The sequence below is a fragment of the Cyanobacteria bacterium GSL.Bin1 genome, assembly GCA_009909085.1.
Taxonomy (GTDB): domain Bacteria; phylum Cyanobacteriota; class Cyanobacteriia; order Cyanobacteriales; family Rubidibacteraceae; genus Halothece.
This window is the reverse complement of sequence record JAAANX010000034.1, coordinates 15,124-33,962: the sequence shown is the minus strand read 5'-3', so window position 1 is coordinate 33,962 and position 18,839 is coordinate 15,124. Positions and strand designations below refer to the sequence as shown.

The following is an 18,839-nucleotide window of genomic DNA, read 5'->3' as shown; positions in this document are numbered from 1 at the left end:
CAAAAAAAAACAACATTCAATGGCAGCGGCCATTCCGGGGTCTAACTTAGGAAAAGGTTTAGGAGTATCGTTGATTGGATTACTCAGTGCCTTTAGCCTATTGATGCCCCTACCTGCCAGAAGCGAAGCTTTTCCCATTGAAGTGGGAATCGTGCAGCGATTTGGAGAAGAACTGAGCGATGAAATAACGATTACCAGTCCGGACTCAACTCCCTTAACAGTAACTGTAGAAAAAGAGGGAACGACTCAAACCTTAAAGACAGATCGGTTAACTTTAGAAATCAAAGCTGTGCCTTTGGTTAAGCCGAAAGTCAGGGAACGTCTAATTTTAAGTGATCATGCAACCTTCGAGACGGCAGAAAGCAGTGCCAAGACTTGGGAAAAACGGGGATTAATTGTAGAGGTAACACAGCCAGGGCGCTGGCAAGTTTGGGCGAAACCGGAGGTTTATCACTCGCTTTTGTTGCGGCGCCTTTTATTAGAAAACTTGCAAAGGGAAGGTTACCAAACTCCGTATTTAGAAACAGAAGTATTGGAGGAAGTAGTTGAAGTTTCTTTTGTGATCGATGAAAAACGATATCGCCCAGAAACATTAGAGATTCATCATCAGACCGAACAAGTGTCTGTTGATGCCAGTGAAGTTCCTCGTCGTCTTTATCCGGGGCATTTGCGTCTCCAGCCTAATTCTTACGGGAACTATACGCTGGTGAACATCGTGCCGGTTGAGTCTTACTTACGGGGGGTGGTTCCCCATGAAATTGGACCGAAAGCACCCTTAGAAGCCGTAAAAGCGCAAGCAATTATTGCTCGTACCTATGCGTTGCGAAATCTGCATCGCTTTCAAGCCGATGATTATCAAATTTGCGCCAACACTCATTGTCAGGTGTATTGGGGGCTGAGTGATACTAACGAACGCAGCGATCGCGCCATTCAAGAAACCGCACAACAGGTTCTCACTTATGAAGGTCAACTGGTTGATGCCCTATATTCTTCCACCACTGGCGGTGTCACGGCATTTTTTAGTGATATTTGGGATGGTCGGCAACGTCCTTATTTACGGTCGGTTGTCGATTCAGCGCAGTCTGTGTGGAATTTAGATAAACGTCCTCTGAGTGATGAAAGCAATTTTCGGGCCTTTATTAATCAGCAACAAGGGTTTAATGAGACCGGGAGTCGCGCCTTTCGCTGGGAACGAGAAAGTAGTCTTGAAGAGTTAACAGAAGATTTACAGAAGTATTTAACTCGCCTGAATCATCCCCTAGCCGAGAAAATGACAGCGATTGAGAAGATGGCGATAACAGCGCGATCGCGCTCTGGGCGAATCTTGGCAATGAAGGTTGACACTGATCAAGGAACGATTACCCTTGAAAAAACAGAAGTCCGTAGTGCTTTTGAACCGCCACGTAGCACTCTTTTTTATCTCAATCCAGTCCGCAACAGCGATAACAAACTACAAGGTTATGAGTTTGTTGGCGGTGGCTTTGGTCATGGTGTGGGCTTGAGTCAAATTGGTGCCCACTCTCTTGCCCAACAGGGCTGGTCAGCTCAGGAAATTCTCTCCTTTTACTACCCAAAAACAGAGATTATTCCGCTTGAGGAAGCCATCACTCAATTAAGAACTCCTTAACTAGGAACTTTTTAAACCAGTAAATGAAACCGTTGTAGCATAACTTCCAACAGCTCAGGGAGAGTGACTTTCAAATCAGTGCTACTCTTAAATAACAGTTGTTGCGGATGAGGCAGATCAAAGGGATACTCTCCCTGCCAGTGTTCCATTTGAGTCAACAAAATATGCTCTCTTCGCTTACACTGCAACGCATACCCTAATTCAACGCTAACAGTAGGACTTGGTAGTAACACTGTCGTCTTTTCTTTCGGAATTTGTGCCACAGGTGTGCCATCGGCAATAAACACTAAACTCTTACGAATTTTCCTTAATTGATTCTTACTGAGGCGCAAAGGATCGTCTTGTGGACGAAGCGAATATTCCAAACGAAGCGGAACGCGAGTTTTACGATTAAACGTTTCAATTGTCTCTTCTAGAACTTTCTGTAATGCTTCATACGCTGCCGTATATTCTTGCTGATAGGAAAAATAAATAACAGGATCGAGTAAGGCACTAATCTCCTGTTTAATAAAGTAAATCTCTTGAGAAATAACATCAATATTAGCAATATAATACCCGCCACTCCCTTCAATGTAGAACTCAACCGTTTCCCCTGCTAAATAACGTTGAAACCACTCTGCTGCTACCACTGTTTCTCGTTCATCCAAAAAATCTGCTCTCAGTCCAGACTTTAAGAGACTACTTTTACTTAACCGTAAATTGTGAGGACGTTGCATCAACTCCTGAATCGGCTCATATTCCTCTAAATACCAAGCTCGTAGCGCAATAATTGCCATAGACCCCTCCCAATATAATACGCACCAGGAATGATAGCAGTTATCTTGCTCTTTTAGGACGTATGATCGCGCCAAGTTTCAAGTTGTTGATTTATCTTAGCAACTAGGAAATTTCCTAAAGCTCGCGCGTTTGTGAAGCATGGAGGGAGTCCAATCGCTGCTTCTCTACAATACTCATGATTGATCGCCCCTTGCGTTAGCATTTACCTTGCGCGATCGCGGGCTCACTTAACTTAGGCATCGTTTATTCCAAGGAATTGTTATGCTTAATTATGGATAAGGCAAGAGATTGAGATTTGGAATGAATCGGTAGTCTCGTTGGTTCTTAGTGATCAAAGGGCAATCGCATATTATTGCTGTCGTTGCAATCAAGCTATCAGAAATCAGTAAGCCGTGACTGAGGCGATACATACGCAGTAATTCAACTGCTTAATCAGAAATTGGTTGTTGACGCTCCACTGCCCTAGAAGGGCGGGGATTCTTGGTTCTTCACCCAGATGTCAGTATCAATTAGAGTTGAATTAGTCACGAGCTTCTGACCAATCATTTTTTCGCAAATTTCGCACCCAAGTGCTACTATTTTCTAGATCTTCGCGATCGCGCTAATCACAGTTGAGGAATTTGATGTTAGTCTGGGCTACATATAGCGAGAACTGTTAAGGGACTTCGCGATTCAAGCTTTTTAGAATAAAAGAATGAGAAAGGCTAAAGCATCTAACAACATCACATTTCATGTTGTTCGTAAGCGGCAACGATTCTCTGAACCAGAGGATGACGGACAACATCCCCTTGGGAAAATTCACAAACAGCAATCCCTTCAACAGATTTCAAAATTTTTAAAGCGGTGACGAGCCCCGACTCTTGATGATAAGGTAAATCAGTTTGTGTGATATCTCCTGTAACCACCATGCGAGAGGAAAAACCCAAGCGAGTGAGGACCATTTTCATTTGCGCTGGGGTTGTATTTTGGGCTTCATCAACAATCACAAAGGCATTATTGAGAGTCCGCCCGCGCATATAGGCAAGCGGGGCAATTTCTATCGTTCCTTTTGCCATTAAATCTGGGATTTTTTCCGGGTCAATGAGTTCATACAGTGCATCGTAGAGAGGGCGCAGGAAAGGATTGACCTTTTCTTGTAAATCACCGGGAAGAAAGCCTAATTTTTCTCCCGCTTCTACGGCGGGGCGAGTTAAAATGAGACGCTCGTAGTCTCCTTTTAATAAACATTGCACGGCCAAAATTGCAGCGAGAAAGGTTTTACCGGTTCCTGCTGGACCGGTGCAAAAGGTAATATCGTGAGATTGAATGGCTTTAATATATTGTCGTTGTCGAAACGTTTTAGCACGAATTTGTTCACCTTTACGGGTGCGCGCCAGAACATTTTTTTGCAGATCTTGATAGTCTTCTAAGCGTCCCGTGTCTTGAGCTTGAAAGGCGGTCATGATCTCCGCTTTGGAGATCGCTTTTCCTTCTTCCCAGTAGGGTTTGAGCGAGCGCACAACCGCTAGACAGCGTTCCACTGGCTTTTCTTGACCAGTAATTAAGAGCTCTTGCCCTCGCATCACTAATTTTGCCCCAGTTTGTCGGGAAAGGGTTTTGAGATTAGCTTCTTGGGGTCCGGCGAGTGCGATCGCGCTCTCGCTACTGGGTAATTCGATGGTTTTGACCGCCTCTGTCATCTGAATTGATTATGAGTATTTTGGCGTTAATGGGTCAGAGAAGATGCCTCCTTACGCAGAAGGAGCCTGTTCTGATTGTTGGTCAGAAGAACGATTGGAGCTCGGTTTAGACCGTTTTTGGGGTTTTCGCTTCCCTTCTTTTCCCAATGCTTTCTGCGGTCGTTCCGAACGCGAAGTGGGTTTACCCATCTTCCCAACTTCGGTTGTCGTTTCTTTCTCCCCATAAATATCCAGATAAACCGATTGTTGTGCTGCTGTCGCAGCAGCTCTCAACACCGTACGGATCGCACTCAGATTTCGTCCGCCTCGCCCAAATAACTTTCCCTGATCATTTTTTTCTAACGCCAAACGAATCCAAACTCGTTGATTGCTATTTGTCCATTCACAATCAATTCGTAAACTTTCCGGGACATCGAGCAGGGGAGTTAACAAAAATCGGACTAATTCAGCATATTGGGGCTGGTGCGATGCAGGGGATGAGGAATTGACATAATTAGGCATTCACTTGTTGATACACTTGCGCTTTTTTCAAAATATGATCGACGGTTTCGGTCGGTTTCGCACCTTGTTGCAATCGTTTCACAATGGCAGGGACATTGAGACGGGTTTCACCCGTTCTGGGATTATAAAATCCTAATTCTTCTAAGGGACGACCATCGCGACGGCTACTATTGTTCATCGCAACAATCCGATAACTAGCTTCTCTTTTTTTACCTAACCGTTTTAGACGCAGTTTTACCATTTTCTCCGTAGTTCAGTTAATAGTCACATCTTACAATTGTACCGAATTGAGACCGGATTGGTCTAGACCGTTTGACGTCCCATTCGCGGTTGCTTCTTGGCAGTGACAAGGAGTTGATCGCGCTGGATAACCATCTCTCCCCGCTGGAGCGCGTTACGCCATTGCTGTCCCGTTTTCCAGGCACGATACTTACTGACAGTCCAACGGGGGTTAGGTGGATAGCCTTCAAACCCAGAACGTAAGGCAGGGTAATTACTTTCCGGCATTGTGGTGCGCACGGAAATGTTTTTTGAGAGTTCCACAATCGCGGTTGGTTGTTGTTTCATCGCACACCCCCTTTCTCTTAACATATTTTTACCCTCTGCTTTGAGTGTAACTTCAACCCTGCTCAATGCACACTCAGTAAAATCTCTGATTGATCAAAAAAATACTAGAATTATACAGAGTTTGAAGGAACTCCCTTCGACAATAGACAAGGTCAGCTGAATAATAGACAATTAGTAAAAGTTTTAGAAAACGATATATCGATATGTCTCACGCTACTGATATTGTCACTCTCGGTCGCTGGATGGCTGCCGATTTTAGTAATCAAGAACAAGCCTTTACTAATCCTCCTTTTTTTGCGCATATTCGGGTCTGTATGCGCCCTTTACCGGTGGACTTGCTATCTGGGATTAGTTTGTTTGTCGAACAAGCCTACGACTATATGTTAAATAATCCCTATCGGATGCGTGTCCTCAAGCTATTAGCCGTTGATGACCATATTGAAATTGAAAACTATACGCTAAAAGATGCCAGTGCATTTTTTGGGGCGAGTCGAGAACCAGACCGGTTACAAAAGCTGACAGCGGAGAATTTAGAAAAACTCCCGGGTTGCAATATGATTGTTTCTTGGACGGGCAGTAGTTTTCAGGGAGAAGTTGAACCAGGTAAAGCCTGTAAAGTTGTCCGTAAAGGAAAGGAAACTTATCTGGATAGTACGTTTGAAATTGATGCCAATCAGTTTACTAGTTTAGACCGAGGACGCGATCCAAAAACGGATGAGCACGTCTGGGGATCGGTTGCGGGGGCGTTCCAGTTTGTGCGCTGGAAAAGTTTTGCCCATGAAGTGCCAGCCAGTTAATTTCATCGAAACTCAATTTCAAACATCTCACCCAATATGGCTTCCAAGTCTTCAGCAGTCAGGGTTGTTCCTAAATCAGGACCGCTGAGAAATTGTTGAATTGTCATTTTTTTGTCGCGAAAATCACGCACAAAGTCGCGAATTTCGGTGATAACTTTTAATTGCTCCTCTGCTTCTGCCACAACATCAGTAATGGGATCAATTCCTTCTTTGGTCGCACGTCGATAGTCGGTAACCACGGTTCCTTCTGGTGTTCTTCTGAGGTAGCGGAGCTCTTGTTTAATTTCTTCGTATTGCTGGGCGAGGAGTTCATTCTCTCGTGTCAGTTGTGAGCGTTGCTTTTCGGCACTACTTTCTTGATCTTCATTCAACTCAAGAGTTGCTACCTCATGTTGCTTACGTTCAATTTCGAGGAGTTTGGCAAAGTCGCCTTGTTGGTAGGCTTGGTTGACTTCTTGCATGATCGCCGTATATTGATCTTGCGTTTCGCTGTCGGTCACTTTATCGGGGTGAAAGCGACTGGCTAAGCGCAGAAAAATATCCCTGATTTTACGTTGATTGGCTGGGGGATCACTTATTTCACGTTGCTGGTGAGTTTCTTGTTCGTCTTCTGCGCTCGGTTCAGGATTGGCAAATGCTTCTGCAAAGGGACCGGAAAAAAAGTTGGCTTCTTCATCGTCCTCCTCGTCGGGACTAATAATGCCATCCTCTTGCAGAGATTTATAAACACTTTGAATTTGTTTTCGGCTTTTTTTCCCAAATTTTCGCTTGGTAAAAATCTCTTGGAATAGGTGATGAATTTCGCGATCGCGCTCCATCATTTCTTCCACAACCGGGCGACAGCGCTGAAACATCTCTCGGGAAATGTCTTGCATTTGTTCCACTAAGTTTTTTAACTCAGTGCGTTTACGCTGAATTTGTTTGAGAAACCATTGCTGATCTTTTTTTAAGGCAGCAATTTGCTCATGGATAGCAGACAGAGCGAGAGATTGTGCTTGCTTTTTAGAGGGATTAGATTGGCGCGATCGGCTCATGGGTTAGCTCGTCTGATAAGAAGCAATTTTAAGAAGAAAAATAACAAATCCTTAACCCGATTGCCAGTGGGTTAGTTAATCAATATGCAGAGAAAAATTTGTCATTCTTTCGTTACCCATTCATTGTGCCATAATAGTCTGCTTGAAACTCAACTCGATCAGCTCAGTAATAAAAAATTCCCTTGACTGGAAACTCGATTAGCCTTTCCCTTAATCTGCCTTACCCCAACTCCGATTGTTTGTGAGTCTATAGTTCAGGTGGGGATCAGCAAATGAGTCTTGAAAAGAGGGGTTAACGCGCGTCAACTCCTCCCTTATGATGTTTTTGTGTCCAATTGCCGAGTTGAATAGAACAAGAGCCTACAACAGGTACACTAAACCAAACAAAATTACCCAAACCACATCAACAAAGTGCCAGTACAGTTCTGAAGCTTCTACACCAAAATGTTCTTCACTAGTATAGTGATTTTGACGGGTGGATCGCTGCAAGACAAATAAAATCAGCAATAAGCCAACGGTGACGTGTAAGCCGTGAAACCCCGTGAGAACAAAAAAGCAGCTAGTAAACAGATTGGTGGTTAAACCAAATTCGAGATGACTGTACTCATAAAGTTGCCCTGCGAGGAAAATCGCCCCCATCGCTGCGGTTAAGCCAAACCAAAACTGTAACCCAGAAACATCGTTTTTCTTGATCGCGCTTTGTCCCCGGTGCATCACAAAACTACTCGAAATCAGAATAATTGAGTTGACTCCGGGAAGAAGCATTTCTAATTCTGGGGTTCCAGCAGGAGGCCATTCTGGAATTACTGAAGAATAAATCAGGTAAGCCCCAAATAGTCCGAGAAAGATCATACTCTCTGCTACAAGAAACAGGACAACACCAAACATCCGATGATCGGGATGTTCCTCATGGGCAGTGCTTTGACTTTCTGCATCGTTAAGATCTTGGGACTGATTAACCGTTGAACTTTGCATAAATTTTTTGACCTTATGATTGAATTGGTTACAACAAGATTGGGTCATGCAGAGACATTCCATCGAACATCTCTACATTGATCTTTTCTTCTCAAATGACAAAGAACTGATGACGAAGGACAAACCCTTAACTCATGTCGGCTTTCACTTCAGACAACAATTCTTCTACCGACTGATCGTCTTCTTCTGAGATATCAATGCCATAATCATAGGGACCTGACCATAAAACCGGTTCTTCCTCAAAGTTTTCAATCAGTGGCGGCGAAGTCGTTTGCCATTCTAAGGTTAAAGCCTTCCAAGGATTTGCCCCAGCTTCTTTTCCTTTGAATACTGACCAAATTAAGTTTGCCAAGAAAGGAAAGGTAGAAACAGCTAAGAGATATGACCCTGCGGTACAAACCATATTCAATAGTTGATACTCGGGATCATAAATGGCAATGCGTCGGTTCATCCCTTGTAAGCCCAGTTGGTGCATGGGTAGAAAGGTGAGGTTCAAACCAATAAAGGTGAGTCCAAAATGGATTTTGCCCCAAGTTTCGTTGAGATATTTCCCGGTCATTTTGGGGAACCAGTGATACACGGCTGAGAACAACCCAAGCACACTGCCGCCGAAAAGAACATAGTGTAGGTGGGCAACGATGAAATAGGTGTCGTGGACGTGGATATCAAAGGGTACTGAGGCTATCATGACACCACTTAATCCCCCAATTAGGAAGGAAGAAACAAAGCCCATGCCAAACAACATCGCACTGTTGAGACGAATTTTTCCGCCCCAAATCGTAGCACACCAGCCAAAGACTTTAATGCCGGTGGGCACGGCGATAATCATGGTTGTTGCCATAAAGAACATCCGTAACCAGCCGGGTGTGCCACTACTGAACATATGGTGCGCCCAGACAATTAAACCGAGAAAGCTAATGGCAAGACTGGAAAACGCGATCGCGCGATAGCCGAAAATTGGTTTGCGGGAATGAACCGGCAAAACTTCTGAAATTACCCCAAAAAAGGGCAAAATCATAATATAAACTGCCGGGTGCGAGTAAAACCAGAACATGTGCTGATACACAATTGGATCACCCCCACCCGTGGGATTAAAGAAGCTAGTGCCAACAATCAAATCAAATGATAGGAGAATCAGTGCTGCGGCTAATACCGGGGTACTCACCAAAATCATTGCCCCCGTTGCCAACATGGACCAACAAAAGAGGGGTAAATCAAAAAACCCCATCTCTGGCATCCGCATTTTGAGGATAGTTGCCAAGAAGTTGATCGCTCCCAAAATCGACGAGGTTCCCAAGATCAAAATACTGAGAATCCAGATTTCCTCTCCTGCTTTCCCCGTCATTAAACTCAGAGGCGGATAAGATGTCCAGCCCGCTTGCGGTGCCCCCACAAAGAAACTTGCCATGAGTAACAAGCCTCCCGGGGGAATCATCCAAAACGCCACCGCGTTCAAGCGCGGAAATGCCATATCTTTTGCCCCAATCATCAAAGGGATTAAATAGTTGGCAAACCCTGCCCCGGCAGGCACAATCCAGAGAAAAATCATAACTGTGCCATGAACGGTAAAGAGTTGATTATAGACTTCTGGACTGACAAAATCTGATTCTGGTGTTGCTAACTCTGTGCGTACAGCAGCAGCGAGTGCGCCACCAATCAGGTAAAAGATAAAAGAGGTGACAAGATATTGAATTCCAATCACCTTATGGTCCGTATTAAACGTAAAGTAATCGGTCCAAGTTCGTTTTTCCTCAAGATGTTCGCTTTGAGGATTTGCTACTGGCGTTGTCATAAAATTAGCGTCTCTCTTCAATGAATTAATGCTTGTGGTGGGCAGGCAATGCCTCTAGTGTTTCCTCATTCACCCCAATTTTTTCCGCGTAAGGGGCAAGTAGTGGATCGATGGTACCGACTGCAACTGTATCGTCTAGCGGTTGACTTTGAGCCACTTGTTGTTCTTGAATCCAAGCTTGATACTCTTCTCGACTTTCAATAATTAACTGGGTTTTCATTGCGCCATGATAAGGACCACACAGTTCTGCGCAAATAATGGGATATTCACCGGTCCGTTCAGGAGTAAAACTAATTTTAGTTTCCCGACCCGGAACAGCATCTTGTTTCAGGCGAAGTTGGGGCACCCAAAAGGCATGAATCACATCCCCTGCTTCAATGTTGAGTTTAACGGGTTGCCCGACTGGAACATGCAATTCTCCAGAGACAATGCCGCTATCAGGGTAAGTAAACAAAAAGGCATACTGAATTGCATTCACATCTACTGATAAGGGCGTCAGATTTTTGGCTTGATTACCCGGTGATTCCCCTAAACCAAGGGCAAGGTAGTTGGATGCTGAGGCAATTAATCCTTGTAACCCCTGGCTAGAGGAGTTATCTGCAGCAACTTGTTGGGGGCCTGGATCTCTAGAAGCTTCGGGATTGAGCCCTCCCATGGAATTATAAACTTCAAAACTGTAAATCGAAATAATCAAGACAATGACAGTAGGAATCGCTGTCCAGACAATTTCCAAGGAGACATTCCCTTCTGTTGGTGGACCATCACTGTCATCGCCAGGCTTTTGTCGAAAGCGAATTACTGAATAAATCAATACACCTTCGATCAGTAAAAACAAAGCAGTGGCAACGGTCATCATCAATTGAAAAATCCCATCGACTGCTTCCGCTTCGGGGGAAGCAGCAACGGGAAGTAGACCATGATTTTGACCATACCAAAGGCTAATAATGGCGATTAAGATGGCAATTGAGGCAATTTTAATTTTGTTAGCAGTAGTCACGGTTTTTTTACGCTGATTTGCTTAATCGTTTGTAAGTTTCAAGTTAATTTCATGATCGTTTTTCTGGGAATTGTTGCTGATCCAGAAACGCTATAGCCAATTTGTATTATCCTTTCGATGCTCATCCCTAACCTACGGTAAAACAAACCATTAGAAAATTCAGGTGAATTGGTAAATTTTCAACTTTTCTTTGTCTTTTCTTTGGGATCGCAACAAATCTAAACAATAAATCGGGAGGAAATGTAAAGAAATATCAAAGGAAGCTTTCTCTAATCTGAAGAAGATCTAAAACAATGGCAATAAGCGACTGAGATGAGTAGAGTAGTGACTAAAGTGAGTCAATTACTGTTTAGCAAGTGCTAAGTTAATTGAGGAGCTATTACTTAGCAACTAATAAAGTTTTTTTTATAATCTTTAGCGGTTATGACAGAATCAGCGATTTACCCAAAAGTTAATTCTTCTTCAGCCAAAGTTTCAGCTCAGCAACGGGTCAGACGGTTGATTTGGAAAATTGCTGGGGCAACCTTTATTTTAATGGCAATTGGGAGTGCCACTCGCGTTATGGATGCGGGTTTGGCTTGTCCGGATTGGCCCCTGTGCTACGGTCAGGTGGTGCCCTCACAACAAATGAATTTACAAGTTTTTTTGGAATGGTTTCACCGTCTTGATGCTGCCCTGATTGGGCTGACAACAATGGGGTTGGTTGGTTTATCGATTTGGTTTCGCCGAGAATTACCCCGTTGGCTACCTTGGGCATCTCTATTGGCATTAGTTTTAGTAGTTGTTCAAGGATTACTCGGTGGGCTGACAGTAACTGAGTTATTGCGCTTTGATATTGTCACCGCCCATTTAGGAACCGCTTTGCTATTTTTCTGTTTGTTGATTGGCATGGGAAGCGCTTTGCTGCCTTATCAAGGAACAACGACGGCGAAGAAACTTCCTTGGTTCGGTGGTGTCGCCGTTGGCTTGGTCTATTTACAAAGTTTGCTGGGGGGATTAATTGCCTCCCGCTGGGCAGTCCATCAATGTTATACCGGCTTTGAACTGTGTTCAGTGATGAATACCCATCTAGTTGGTGTACTTCCGGCAAGTTTAGCAACACTGGCAGTGGTGATTTTTTCCTGGCGAACGCCAGCCCTCCATCCGATGCTACGGCAATTAGCAAATCTTTCTGGTATATTTTTGCTGCTTCAAATTTTAGTGGGGTTTGCGACCTTCCATCTCCATTTACAAGTGGAACCCCTCACCGTAACGCATCAAGCGGTGGGTGCAGCTTTATTAGGGGGATTAGTTGCTTATACTGTATTAGCCGTGCGTGATTGCGCCACTCCCTCCTCAGCAGTCTAACCGCCCCTTTGCTTATTACTCTCCATTGTTCAATTTTCAAGGAATAAACATGACAGGGACTAGTCTTTCTCCCCGTAACGAAACGTTTTTACAAGTGATTCAGAGTTATTATCAACTCACCAAACCGCGTATTATTCCCCTATTACTGATTACAACTGCAGCCGCGATGTGGTTAGCGGGAAAAGGACAAGTTGACCCTTTCAATGTCTTCATTACTCTCGTTGGTGGAACCTTAGCAGCCGCTTCTGCCCAAACGCTCAATTGTATCTACGATAAAGATATTGATTATGAGATGCAGCGCACTCGGAAACGCCCTATTCCTTCGGGGCGCGTACAACCGCAACACGCTTTGTTATTTGCCATTGCTTTAGCGATCCTTTCCTTTAGCCTCATGGCTTGGTATGTCAATGTCCTGAGTGCGTTACTCGCCCTTTCTGGAATTTTCGTTTATATGCTGGTTTATACCCACTGGTTGAAACGTCACAGCACCCAGAATATTGTTATTGGCGGTGCGGCTGGGGCAATTCCAGCGCTAGTCGGCTGGGCTGCGGTGACTGGTGAGTTAAGCTGGACGGCGTGGTTTTTATTTGCCATTGTCTTTTTTTGGACACCCCCTCATTTTTGGGCGTTAGCAATGATGATCTGTGATGATTATGCAGAAGTCAATGTCCCCATGTTACCAGTGGTGAAAGGGGCAAAAAATACCGCAGAACAAGTGTTTGCTTACACCATTTTTGTCGTTCCTTTTACATTTGGCTTGATTTATCCCCTTGGTGAGTCTGGACTGATTTATGCTCTATTTGCAGGGATTCTCGGGGTAACATTTATTATCAAAACTTGGGAGTTACGAAAAACCCCAGAGGATAAAATGAAAGCGCGATCGGTGTTTAAGTATTCGATTCTCTACATGATGTTGTTATGTACCGGAATTGTTATCGATAGTTTACCCTTGACCCACAACATGCTCAGTTTAGTAACTGATACGATTGCTCAATTCTAAATTACAATTAACCCCCATTCGCTCTAGTTTGGGGAGTTTTTTTGTGATTAACCACAGAGTCACAGAGGAACACAGAGAGTTTGTTAATACTACAATAGGACCAGCCCTTTCAAGGTGTGAACTTTGTGGTCTTAATTTTGGGATAAAATTTTAGCAGTAGAAACATGAGGCTGATTAACTCCGACGAGTGCGTTTGCGACGTCGTCTGGTCTTCTTTGGGGAGCGAGGATGACGTGAAAAAGCTGCCAAGTTAACCTGAGCGGCTAAATTGAGTAGAATCTTGGTCAACTCAAGGAGAGTCATTCTTTCAAAAACGATCCATTCTTAAGGAGGAATGGCAATCATCATCCCCCGATAAGTGCCTCGAATTTCATCAGCCAGATAGTAGCTCGAAACTTCTTGTTGAATTTTCTCAATTCCGTAAACTCGTCTCAGAGCCGCTAAGACAACAGAAAGGATATTGATTTCCTTAATGAACTACAATTTGGGAAAAATCACAAGACATTGAAAGGGCTGCTCCTAAAAGTAGTAGAGGGCAATTAATTCATAATTGACGGACGACGTAGATGCAGTGGGGTAAACCGCTTTACTGAATGTACTCTATAGGAACCCAAAAGACGATAGATCGCGCAACGATGAATTTTTACAATGCAAACCGTTAAGCCATTTAATGGATCCCGAAATTAGACACTCTTAACCATTTCCGTTCTTCTCAGTCTCATCTTGCTCTAATCTCCTGTTGCAGGGCTAAAAACTCACAGGAATTCGTTTCGGAATTATCAACAGTTGAAGGAAAGACTATGGGAAAAAGGGAAATTTTTTGTAAGGCATTTGTTACAGAGTTTAAAGTTTCTTATTGTTTGTATCCGGTGCAGTGAAAGCCTTGCGGTAAACTAAATCTGAACAGTGTCCTTATTTGATAAAAATCCGTTAAGGAGTAAGTCTTAACTATGTCTCATAGCGTAAAAATTTACGATACCTGCATTGGCTGCACACAGTGTGTTCGTGCTTGTCCTCTCGATGTTTTAGAGATGGTTCCTTGGGATGGTTGTAAAGCGGGTCAAATTGCATCTTCTCCTCGGACTGAAGATTGCATCGGCTGCAAACGTTGCGAAACCGCTTGTCCAACTGACTTCCTCAGTGTCCGCGTCTATCTGGGTGCAGAAACAACCCGCAGTATGGGCTTAGCTTACTAGTGATGATTTTTTCTCGGTGAAAAACAAGAGTAGCCGAGGTGCAGTGCGACCTCTTTTGAGGAAAATTGCGATCCCTTGCGATCTAACCAGTGGGTGGGAGGTCATGTCATATTAGCCACAAGGACGGGTTGTGTGACATGAGCTCCTACCGCTTTTTAAACGTCTTCTCGTCGCCATACGGCTAAACCGCCCCCTCGCCCTCGTGCAGCAATATAGTTTTCTTCTAAGAGAAAATAACGGAAAAAGGCTTGTTTTTTGATCGGTTCTTGGTAAAAATTGTCTTGGCTCTTTTGACCGCCACGAATATTGCCAGAGTAGATTGCTTTTCCCAATACTTGGCAGGTTAAATGAGTAAAATCAAAGGCTAAGAGCTTCTGTTTCGGCAAAAATTTTGTCGGTCCGGATAAGGTAAACGTCAAACCCGCTACACTGACCGAATTTTCCACACGACCCGGCTCAGTCTCAGTGATATTCAGATCATCAGAGTTTTCAGCATAGGATAAATGAATTTTGAGCCAAGAAGGGAGATAGCGTCCCGCCCCTAACATGACGCCAGCGCGTTGACGAGTCTTTTTGGTCCCCGTAATAAAGCATAAGCGCCACTTGCCAATTAACTGCTCATAAGAGGCAACAGATGTTGCTTTTTTTCCCACCTTTTCTAAATTGACTAAGGCGCTAACAACTGTTTCCGGTTTTGGTCGAGCCGATTTTATTTCCTGAATTGCCGCTTCAATCATAGATTGATGGGAAGAAATATCCGAATTGCTTGTATTTACTTGTAGATTATTATTCATGATGGTTTGAATGGTTTAAGATTCCCCCTTTGGGAATGTTGTAACAAAAAATACTACTTTAGATGATGGAATAAGGACAACGCAGTGTGATGAACTAGCTTTTAGTCCTAAATTTAACGAAAACGGAGAATTTCATGTCCATTTCCTTCCCAACTGCGCATCGGGAATCCCTTGATCTTTCAAAACGGTTGAAGATTGATGATTTAAGTGATCCGACAGTTACTGCCTCTGCCAATGATGGCTCTGATCTAATTGCAGGTTTGACCCAAGAACAAAAAACAATTCCCTGTCACTATCTCTATGATGATCGCGGTTCGGAATTATTTGAGCAGATTTGTGATTTACCGGAATATTATCCTACGCGCACCGAAGCGCAAATTTTAAGAGAGAATGGGCGCGCGATCGCGCAAACGACTGGCAATTGCGAATTGATTGAACTCGGAAGTGGCAGTTCGACCAAAACTCGCCTCTTATTTGATGCCTATGCTGCCCTGGGAGAGCCTTTATATTATATTCCCATTGATGTCAGTGCTGGAATATTAGAAACCAGTGCCCAACAACTCTTAGCTGATTATCCCCGTCTCAAAATTCATGGTTTAATTGGCACTTATCAACAAGCGCTACAGCATCTTCCTCCTTCTCCTTTATCAAAGCGTATGGTGTTCTTTCTCGGTAGTTCTCTGGGCAATTTTGCCCCAGAACAGTGTCGAGAAATTTTCCAAGATGTGAAGAACGCGCTTCACCCAGGGGATTATTTTTTATTAGGACTAGACTTACAAAAATCGAAATCTATCCTCGAACCAGCTTATGACGATAGCCAAGGCGTTACGGCAGAGTTTAACTATAATTTATTGGATCACTTAAACCGTCGCTTCCAGGGCAACTTCAACCGTCAATATTTCCGACATTGGACATTCTATAATTCTGAACTGGGACAAATTGAAACCTATCTCCGTTCCACTCGTCCGCAAACCGTGCAATTAAAAGCCCTTGATTTAACGGTAGATTTCACTGCAGGCGAAACCATCCATACAGAAATTTCTCGTAAGTTTAATTTGCAAGAAATGGACCAAGAACTTAGCCAAGCTGGATTGAAAGTGCTCAACACTTACACTGATCCTCAAGATTGGTTTGCACTCTTATTGTGTCAAGTCACCCCCTAAACGGGTTCAAACCCAATTAATTCAGTTTCAGAATGGGAGGGGCTCTCCCCTTCCGCACCAGCAAAGAACAAGCATTCATGAATGTTGGAGAAACTTAGCAATTTTTGTTGCTGCTGCTTCTAATTTCGCCGCATCCTGCACTAATGCCATGCGGACATATCCTTCGCCGGCTTGACCGAACCCGGAACCAGGAGCGACAGCAACGCCAGTGGCTTCCACTAACTGCGTGCCAAAGTCCATCGAATTGCCTTGCCAAGATTCGGGCAGTTTAGCCCAGAGATACATCGTAGCAGCGGGTGTTGGTACCTCCCAACCAATTTGATTTAAAGCTTTCACAAAAACATCTCGGCGGTGTTCAAAGGTGTCCACCGTTTTCTGGATGCTTGCTTGCGGACCGGTTAACGCCGCGATCGCGCCGTTGAGAATGCCCCGATATTGGTTAAAATCGACTACAGCTTTCACTTGTCGCAAACCGAGAATTAACCCTTGATTCCCCACGGCAAAGGCAATGCGAAAGCCCCCCATATTATACGACTTAGAAAACGTGAAAAACTCGATGGCAATTTCCTTATTGCGGTCTGCTTGTAACACAGAAGGGGCAGGAGGTGATCCCGAAAAGACCATATCCCCATAAGGAAAATCATGAACGAGCGCGATTTCATTCGCTTTACAAAACTGTACCGCTTCTTCAAAAAACGATAAAGGAGCGAGTGCTGTTGTGGGATTATGAGGATAACTCAGCACCATCATCTGTGCTTTTTCTCGCACGTCTGGCGGAATATCTGCAAACACGGGCAAAAACTGATTTTCTGCCAAAGTGGGCAACCAATAAATTTCACCCCCGGCTAAATGAATCCCACCAGAATGAGAGGGATAACTGGGATCTTGTAACAAAGCAATATCGCCGGGATCAAGTAAAGCAAGAGGGAGATGTGCGGTTCCCTCTTGACACCCAATCAGGGTTAGAACTTCTGTTTCCGGATCAACGGGCACACCATATTTAGTTTCAAACCAAGTGGCAACTGCTTCTCGAAACGGCTGGGTACTATGAAATAGGGCATAACCGTGGGTGCTGGGATCATAAAGAGAATTCTTAATCGCTTCTAAAACATGATCGCCGGCTGGTAAATCAGACGACCCCAAAGACAGATCAATAATTTCCTTACCAGCAGCTTTAGCTCTTGCTTTTGCCGCGTCCATATCAGCAAAAACATTGCGACGTAGCGGTTGGAGACGTTGCGCAAATTTTATCATGGGTGATTCGTCATTTGTCATTGGTCGTTAGTCATTAGGGAATAGGCAATGGAGAATTCAAGATTCACCTTGTCTCCTCCTCACCGTGCTACTTCAACTCCTCCTCATCCTCAAAGATACTGATCGATACTTGCTTTTAAATGATCTTTGGTGATTGCCCCTTCATGAGACCACTGAACCTCGCCATTTTGAATGAATCTCAAGGCCGGGACTCCTTCCACTTGATAAGTTTTTACCGCTTCTGGATTGGGGTCAACTTCCAGCTTGAGGACTTTTACTTGCTCGCTATATTCATTGGCCAGTGCTTCCACTGACGGCGAAACCAGACGACAAGGACCACACCAATCCGCCCAAAAATATAAAAGCACTGGCTGTCCAGCTTGGGAAATTTCTTCAGCAATTTGAGAATCCGTTGTTGAAATTAAGTTACTCATAAAATTTCTTCTGTCGTTAACGAAACCATCAAAAATATAGAGGGGTTAAAAGTTAGGATTTCCGACCTTTTCCCCTCTGCTTCTAGATTAAATGGTATCGTTAATCCATACCATAACTAACCATCTAATTGTCTACGCAGTGCTTCTAACTCGGCATCCATTTCGCTATCGCTCACTGCATCCTGATTTTGTTGATTGCTTTGTTGATCGCCTTCTGGTAAAGCCTGCTGATTTTGGGATGAACCAGATAATTGGGCTTTCATCGCCGCTAATTCATCATCAACATCACTACCCGATTCGAGTTGAGCAAACTGGTCTTCAATACCGCCTCCACCACCAACAAGTTCGGCTGCGGCTTGTCCAGAAGCTTCCATTTCCATCACTTTTTCTTCCATGCGTTCAAACGCACCCATGGCACTACTACCACTTAAGTTGCCCACTTGTTCTTGCAGTTGCTGGTTCGCTTTCGCTGCTTTCATGCGTGCGCCCAGCATTTCTTTTTTCGTTTTTGCTTCCGAAATTTTGCTTTCTAAGGCAATCAAAGATTTTTTCAAAGTGTCAACTTGCGATTTTTGTTGATCGACTTGTGGTTTCAGCGCAGCAGCAGCATCAGCAGCGGATTTTTTTCGTTGCAGGGCTTGCCGAGCGAGGTCTTCTTGCCCTTTACTCAAGGCAAGTTGCGCCCTTTGTTGCCATTTATTAGCTTCGGATTGTTGCTCTTCGTACTGTTTCCGACTCCGACGTTCAGCAGCAATGGCTTTGGCAACGGCTTGGCGGAGTTGCACCAAGTCTTCATTCATATCCACCAGTGCCTGTTCCAACATTTTTTCGGGGTCTTCCGCTTTACTGACGAGATCATTAACATTGGCGCGTACAACCCGACTGATGCGATCAAATAGTCCCAT

At 44.1% G+C, this 18,839-nt stretch carries 19 protein-coding genes; 6 read left to right on the top strand and 13 right to left on the bottom strand.

The genetic code is table 11. The annotated features are described in order from the left end of the window. The first annotated feature begins 19 nt into the window (after positions 1-19). Positions 20-1,627 carry a SpoIID/LytB domain-containing protein gene (locus tag GVY04_02400; GenBank protein ID NBD15021.1) on the top strand — a complete coding sequence of 536 codons (1,608 nt, stop codon included), beginning with the start codon at positions 20-22 and terminating at the stop codon, positions 1,625-1,627. Positions 1,628-1,638: 11 nt separating this feature from the next. On the opposite strand, the gene GVY04_02395 is transcribed toward GVY04_02400, so the two are convergent. The 5 genes from GVY04_02395 to GVY04_02375 form a co-directional block, all read right to left on the bottom strand. Next, positions 1,639-2,403: a hypothetical protein gene (locus tag GVY04_02395; protein NBD15020.1), complete on the bottom strand. Its 765-nt coding sequence runs from the start codon at positions 2,401-2,403 to the stop codon at positions 1,639-1,641. Positions 2,404-3,126: 723 nt separating this feature from the next. Next, the gene (locus tag GVY04_02390) at positions 3,127-4,083 is read right to left on the bottom strand and encodes an AAA family ATPase (protein ID NBD15019.1); all 957 of its coding nucleotides are present in this window, start codon (positions 4,081-4,083) and stop codon (positions 3,127-3,129) included. Positions 4,084-4,134: 51 nt separating this feature from the next. Next, the gene (locus tag GVY04_02385; GenBank protein NBD15018.1) at positions 4,135-4,584 is read right to left on the bottom strand and encodes a KH domain-containing protein; all 450 of its coding nucleotides are present in this window, start codon (positions 4,582-4,584) and stop codon (positions 4,135-4,137) included. Further along, positions 4,577-4,825: a 30S ribosomal protein S16 gene (gene rpsP, locus GVY04_02380; GenBank protein ID NBD15017.1), complete on the bottom strand. Its 249-nt coding sequence runs from the start codon at positions 4,823-4,825 to the stop codon at positions 4,577-4,579. The genes GVY04_02385 and rpsP overlap by 8 nt, the downstream gene beginning before the upstream one ends. 62 nt (positions 4,826-4,887) lie before the next feature. Next, entirely contained in the window at positions 4,888-5,151 is a 264-nt protein-coding gene (locus GVY04_02375; protein ID NBD15016.1) for a hypothetical protein, read from the bottom strand. Positions 5,152-5,354: 203 nt separating this feature from the next. Here GVY04_02375 and GVY04_02370 point away from each other — a divergent pair, with 203 nt between their 5' ends. Next, entirely contained in the window at positions 5,355-5,948 is a 594-nt protein-coding gene (locus tag GVY04_02370; protein ID NBD15015.1) for a chorismate-binding protein, read from the top strand. Between the two features lie 2 nt (positions 5,949-5,950). Here GVY04_02370 and GVY04_02365 read toward each other — a convergent pair whose 3' ends face one another. The 4 genes from GVY04_02365 to GVY04_02350 all read right to left on the bottom strand — a co-directional run bounded on the left by GVY04_02365 (position 5,951) and on the right by GVY04_02350 (position 10,746). Next, positions 5,951-6,982, bottom strand: a complete 1,032-nt coding sequence (locus GVY04_02365) for a J domain-containing protein (GenBank protein ID NBD15014.1) — start codon at positions 6,980-6,982, stop codon at positions 5,951-5,953. A 360-nt stretch (positions 6,983-7,342) separates the two neighbouring features. After that, the gene (locus GVY04_02360) at positions 7,343-7,957 is read right to left on the bottom strand and encodes a heme-copper oxidase subunit III (GenBank protein NBD15013.1); all 615 of its coding nucleotides are present in this window, start codon (positions 7,955-7,957) and stop codon (positions 7,343-7,345) included. Positions 7,958-8,084: 127 nt separating this feature from the next. Further along, complete coding sequence (gene ctaD / locus GVY04_02355) at positions 8,085-9,749, bottom strand: cytochrome c oxidase subunit I (protein ID NBD15012.1); 1,665 nt, start codon at positions 9,747-9,749, stop codon at positions 8,085-8,087. A 25-nt stretch (positions 9,750-9,774) separates the two neighbouring features. Continuing rightward, on the bottom strand, positions 9,775-10,746 hold the full coding sequence (locus GVY04_02350) for a cytochrome C oxidase subunit II (protein ID NBD15011.1): 972 nt from the start codon (positions 10,744-10,746) through the stop codon (positions 9,775-9,777). A gap of 423 nt (positions 10,747-11,169) precedes the next feature. Between GVY04_02350 and GVY04_02345 the strand changes: the two genes are divergently transcribed. The 3 genes from GVY04_02345 (at position 11,170) to psaC (ending at position 14,289) form a co-directional block, all read left to right on the top strand. Then, positions 11,170-12,093 carry a heme A synthase gene (locus GVY04_02345; GenBank protein NBD15010.1) on the top strand — a complete coding sequence of 308 codons (924 nt, stop codon included), beginning with the start codon at positions 11,170-11,172 and terminating at the stop codon, positions 12,091-12,093. A 49-nt stretch (positions 12,094-12,142) separates the two neighbouring features. Beyond that, positions 12,143-13,093, top strand: coding sequence for a protoheme IX farnesyltransferase (locus GVY04_02340; protein ID NBD15009.1), 951 nt, complete (start codon positions 12,143-12,145; stop codon positions 13,091-13,093). Positions 13,094-14,043: 950 nt separating this feature from the next. Next, a complete protein-coding gene (gene psaC / locus GVY04_02335; GenBank protein NBD15008.1) occupies positions 14,044-14,289 on the top strand; it encodes a photosystem I iron-sulfur center protein PsaC in 246 nt (81 codons plus the stop codon). A gap of 155 nt (positions 14,290-14,444) precedes the next feature. Here the strand turns inward: psaC and GVY04_02330 are convergent, their stop codons facing one another. Then, complete coding sequence (locus GVY04_02330; GenBank protein NBD15007.1) at positions 14,445-15,083, bottom strand: hypothetical protein; 639 nt, start codon at positions 15,081-15,083, stop codon at positions 14,445-14,447. Positions 15,084-15,217: 134 nt separating this feature from the next. On the opposite strand from GVY04_02330, the gene egtD reads away from it, so the two are divergent. Beyond that, positions 15,218-16,246, top strand: a complete 1,029-nt coding sequence (gene egtD, locus GVY04_02325; GenBank protein ID NBD15006.1) for an L-histidine N(alpha)-methyltransferase — start codon at positions 15,218-15,220, stop codon at positions 16,244-16,246. Positions 16,247-16,321: 75 nt separating this feature from the next. Here egtD and GVY04_02320 read toward each other — a convergent pair whose 3' ends face one another. The 3 genes from GVY04_02320 to GVY04_02310 all read right to left on the bottom strand — a co-directional run bounded on the left by GVY04_02320 (position 16,322) and on the right by GVY04_02310 (position 18,839). After that, positions 16,322-17,497, bottom strand: a complete 1,176-nt coding sequence (locus tag GVY04_02320) for an LL-diaminopimelate aminotransferase (protein NBD15005.1) — start codon at positions 17,495-17,497, stop codon at positions 16,322-16,324. Positions 17,498-17,610: 113 nt separating this feature from the next. After that, on the bottom strand, positions 17,611-17,934 hold the full coding sequence (locus GVY04_02315) for a thioredoxin fold domain-containing protein (GenBank protein NBD15004.1): 324 nt from the start codon (positions 17,932-17,934) through the stop codon (positions 17,611-17,613). A 116-nt stretch (positions 17,935-18,050) separates the two neighbouring features. Beyond that, a complete protein-coding gene (locus GVY04_02310; GenBank protein NBD15003.1) occupies positions 18,051-18,839 on the bottom strand; it encodes a PspA/IM30 family protein in 789 nt (262 codons plus the stop codon).

Bases quoted from the DNA above. Each gene is read 5' to 3' on its own strand.
- GVY04_02400 (NBD15021.1), top strand. From the start codon at position 20: ATGGCAGCGGCCATTCCGGGGTCTAACTTAGGAAAAGGTTTAGGAGTA.
- GVY04_02395 (NBD15020.1), bottom strand. From the start codon at position 2,403: ATGGCAATTATTGCGCTACGAGCTTGGTATTTAGAGGAATATGAGCCG.
- GVY04_02390 (NBD15019.1), bottom strand. From the start codon at position 4,083: ATGACAGAGGCGGTCAAAACCATCGAATTACCCAGTAGCGAGAGCGCG.
- GVY04_02385 (NBD15018.1), bottom strand. From the start codon at position 4,584: ATGCCTAATTATGTCAATTCCTCATCCCCTGCATCGCACCAGCCCCAA.
- rpsP (NBD15017.1), bottom strand. From the start codon at position 4,825: ATGGTAAAACTGCGTCTAAAACGGTTAGGTAAAAAAAGAGAAGCTAGT.
- GVY04_02375 (NBD15016.1), bottom strand. From the start codon at position 5,151: ATGAAACAACAACCAACCGCGATTGTGGAACTCTCAAAAAACATTTCC.
- GVY04_02370 (NBD15015.1), top strand. From the start codon at position 5,355: ATGTCTCACGCTACTGATATTGTCACTCTCGGTCGCTGGATGGCTGCC.
- GVY04_02365 (NBD15014.1), bottom strand. From the start codon at position 6,982: ATGAGCCGATCGCGCCAATCTAATCCCTCTAAAAAGCAAGCACAATCT.
- GVY04_02360 (NBD15013.1), bottom strand. From the start codon at position 7,957: ATGCAAAGTTCAACGGTTAATCAGTCCCAAGATCTTAACGATGCAGAA.
- ctaD (NBD15012.1), bottom strand. From the start codon at position 9,749: ATGACAACGCCAGTAGCAAATCCTCAAAGCGAACATCTTGAGGAAAAA.
- GVY04_02345 (NBD15010.1), top strand. From the start codon at position 11,170: ATGACAGAATCAGCGATTTACCCAAAAGTTAATTCTTCTTCAGCCAAA.
- GVY04_02340 (NBD15009.1), top strand. From the start codon at position 12,143: ATGACAGGGACTAGTCTTTCTCCCCGTAACGAAACGTTTTTACAAGTG.
- psaC (NBD15008.1), top strand. From the start codon at position 14,044: ATGTCTCATAGCGTAAAAATTTACGATACCTGCATTGGCTGCACACAG.
- GVY04_02330 (NBD15007.1), bottom strand. From the start codon at position 15,083: ATGAATAATAATCTACAAGTAAATACAAGCAATTCGGATATTTCTTCC.
- egtD (NBD15006.1), top strand. From the start codon at position 15,218: ATGTCCATTTCCTTCCCAACTGCGCATCGGGAATCCCTTGATCTTTCA.
- GVY04_02315 (NBD15004.1), bottom strand. From the start codon at position 17,934: ATGAGTAACTTAATTTCAACAACGGATTCTCAAATTGCTGAAGAAATT.
- GVY04_02310 (NBD15003.1), bottom strand. From the start codon at position 18,839: ATGGGACTATTTGATCGCATCAGTCGGGTTGTACGCGCCAATGTTAAT.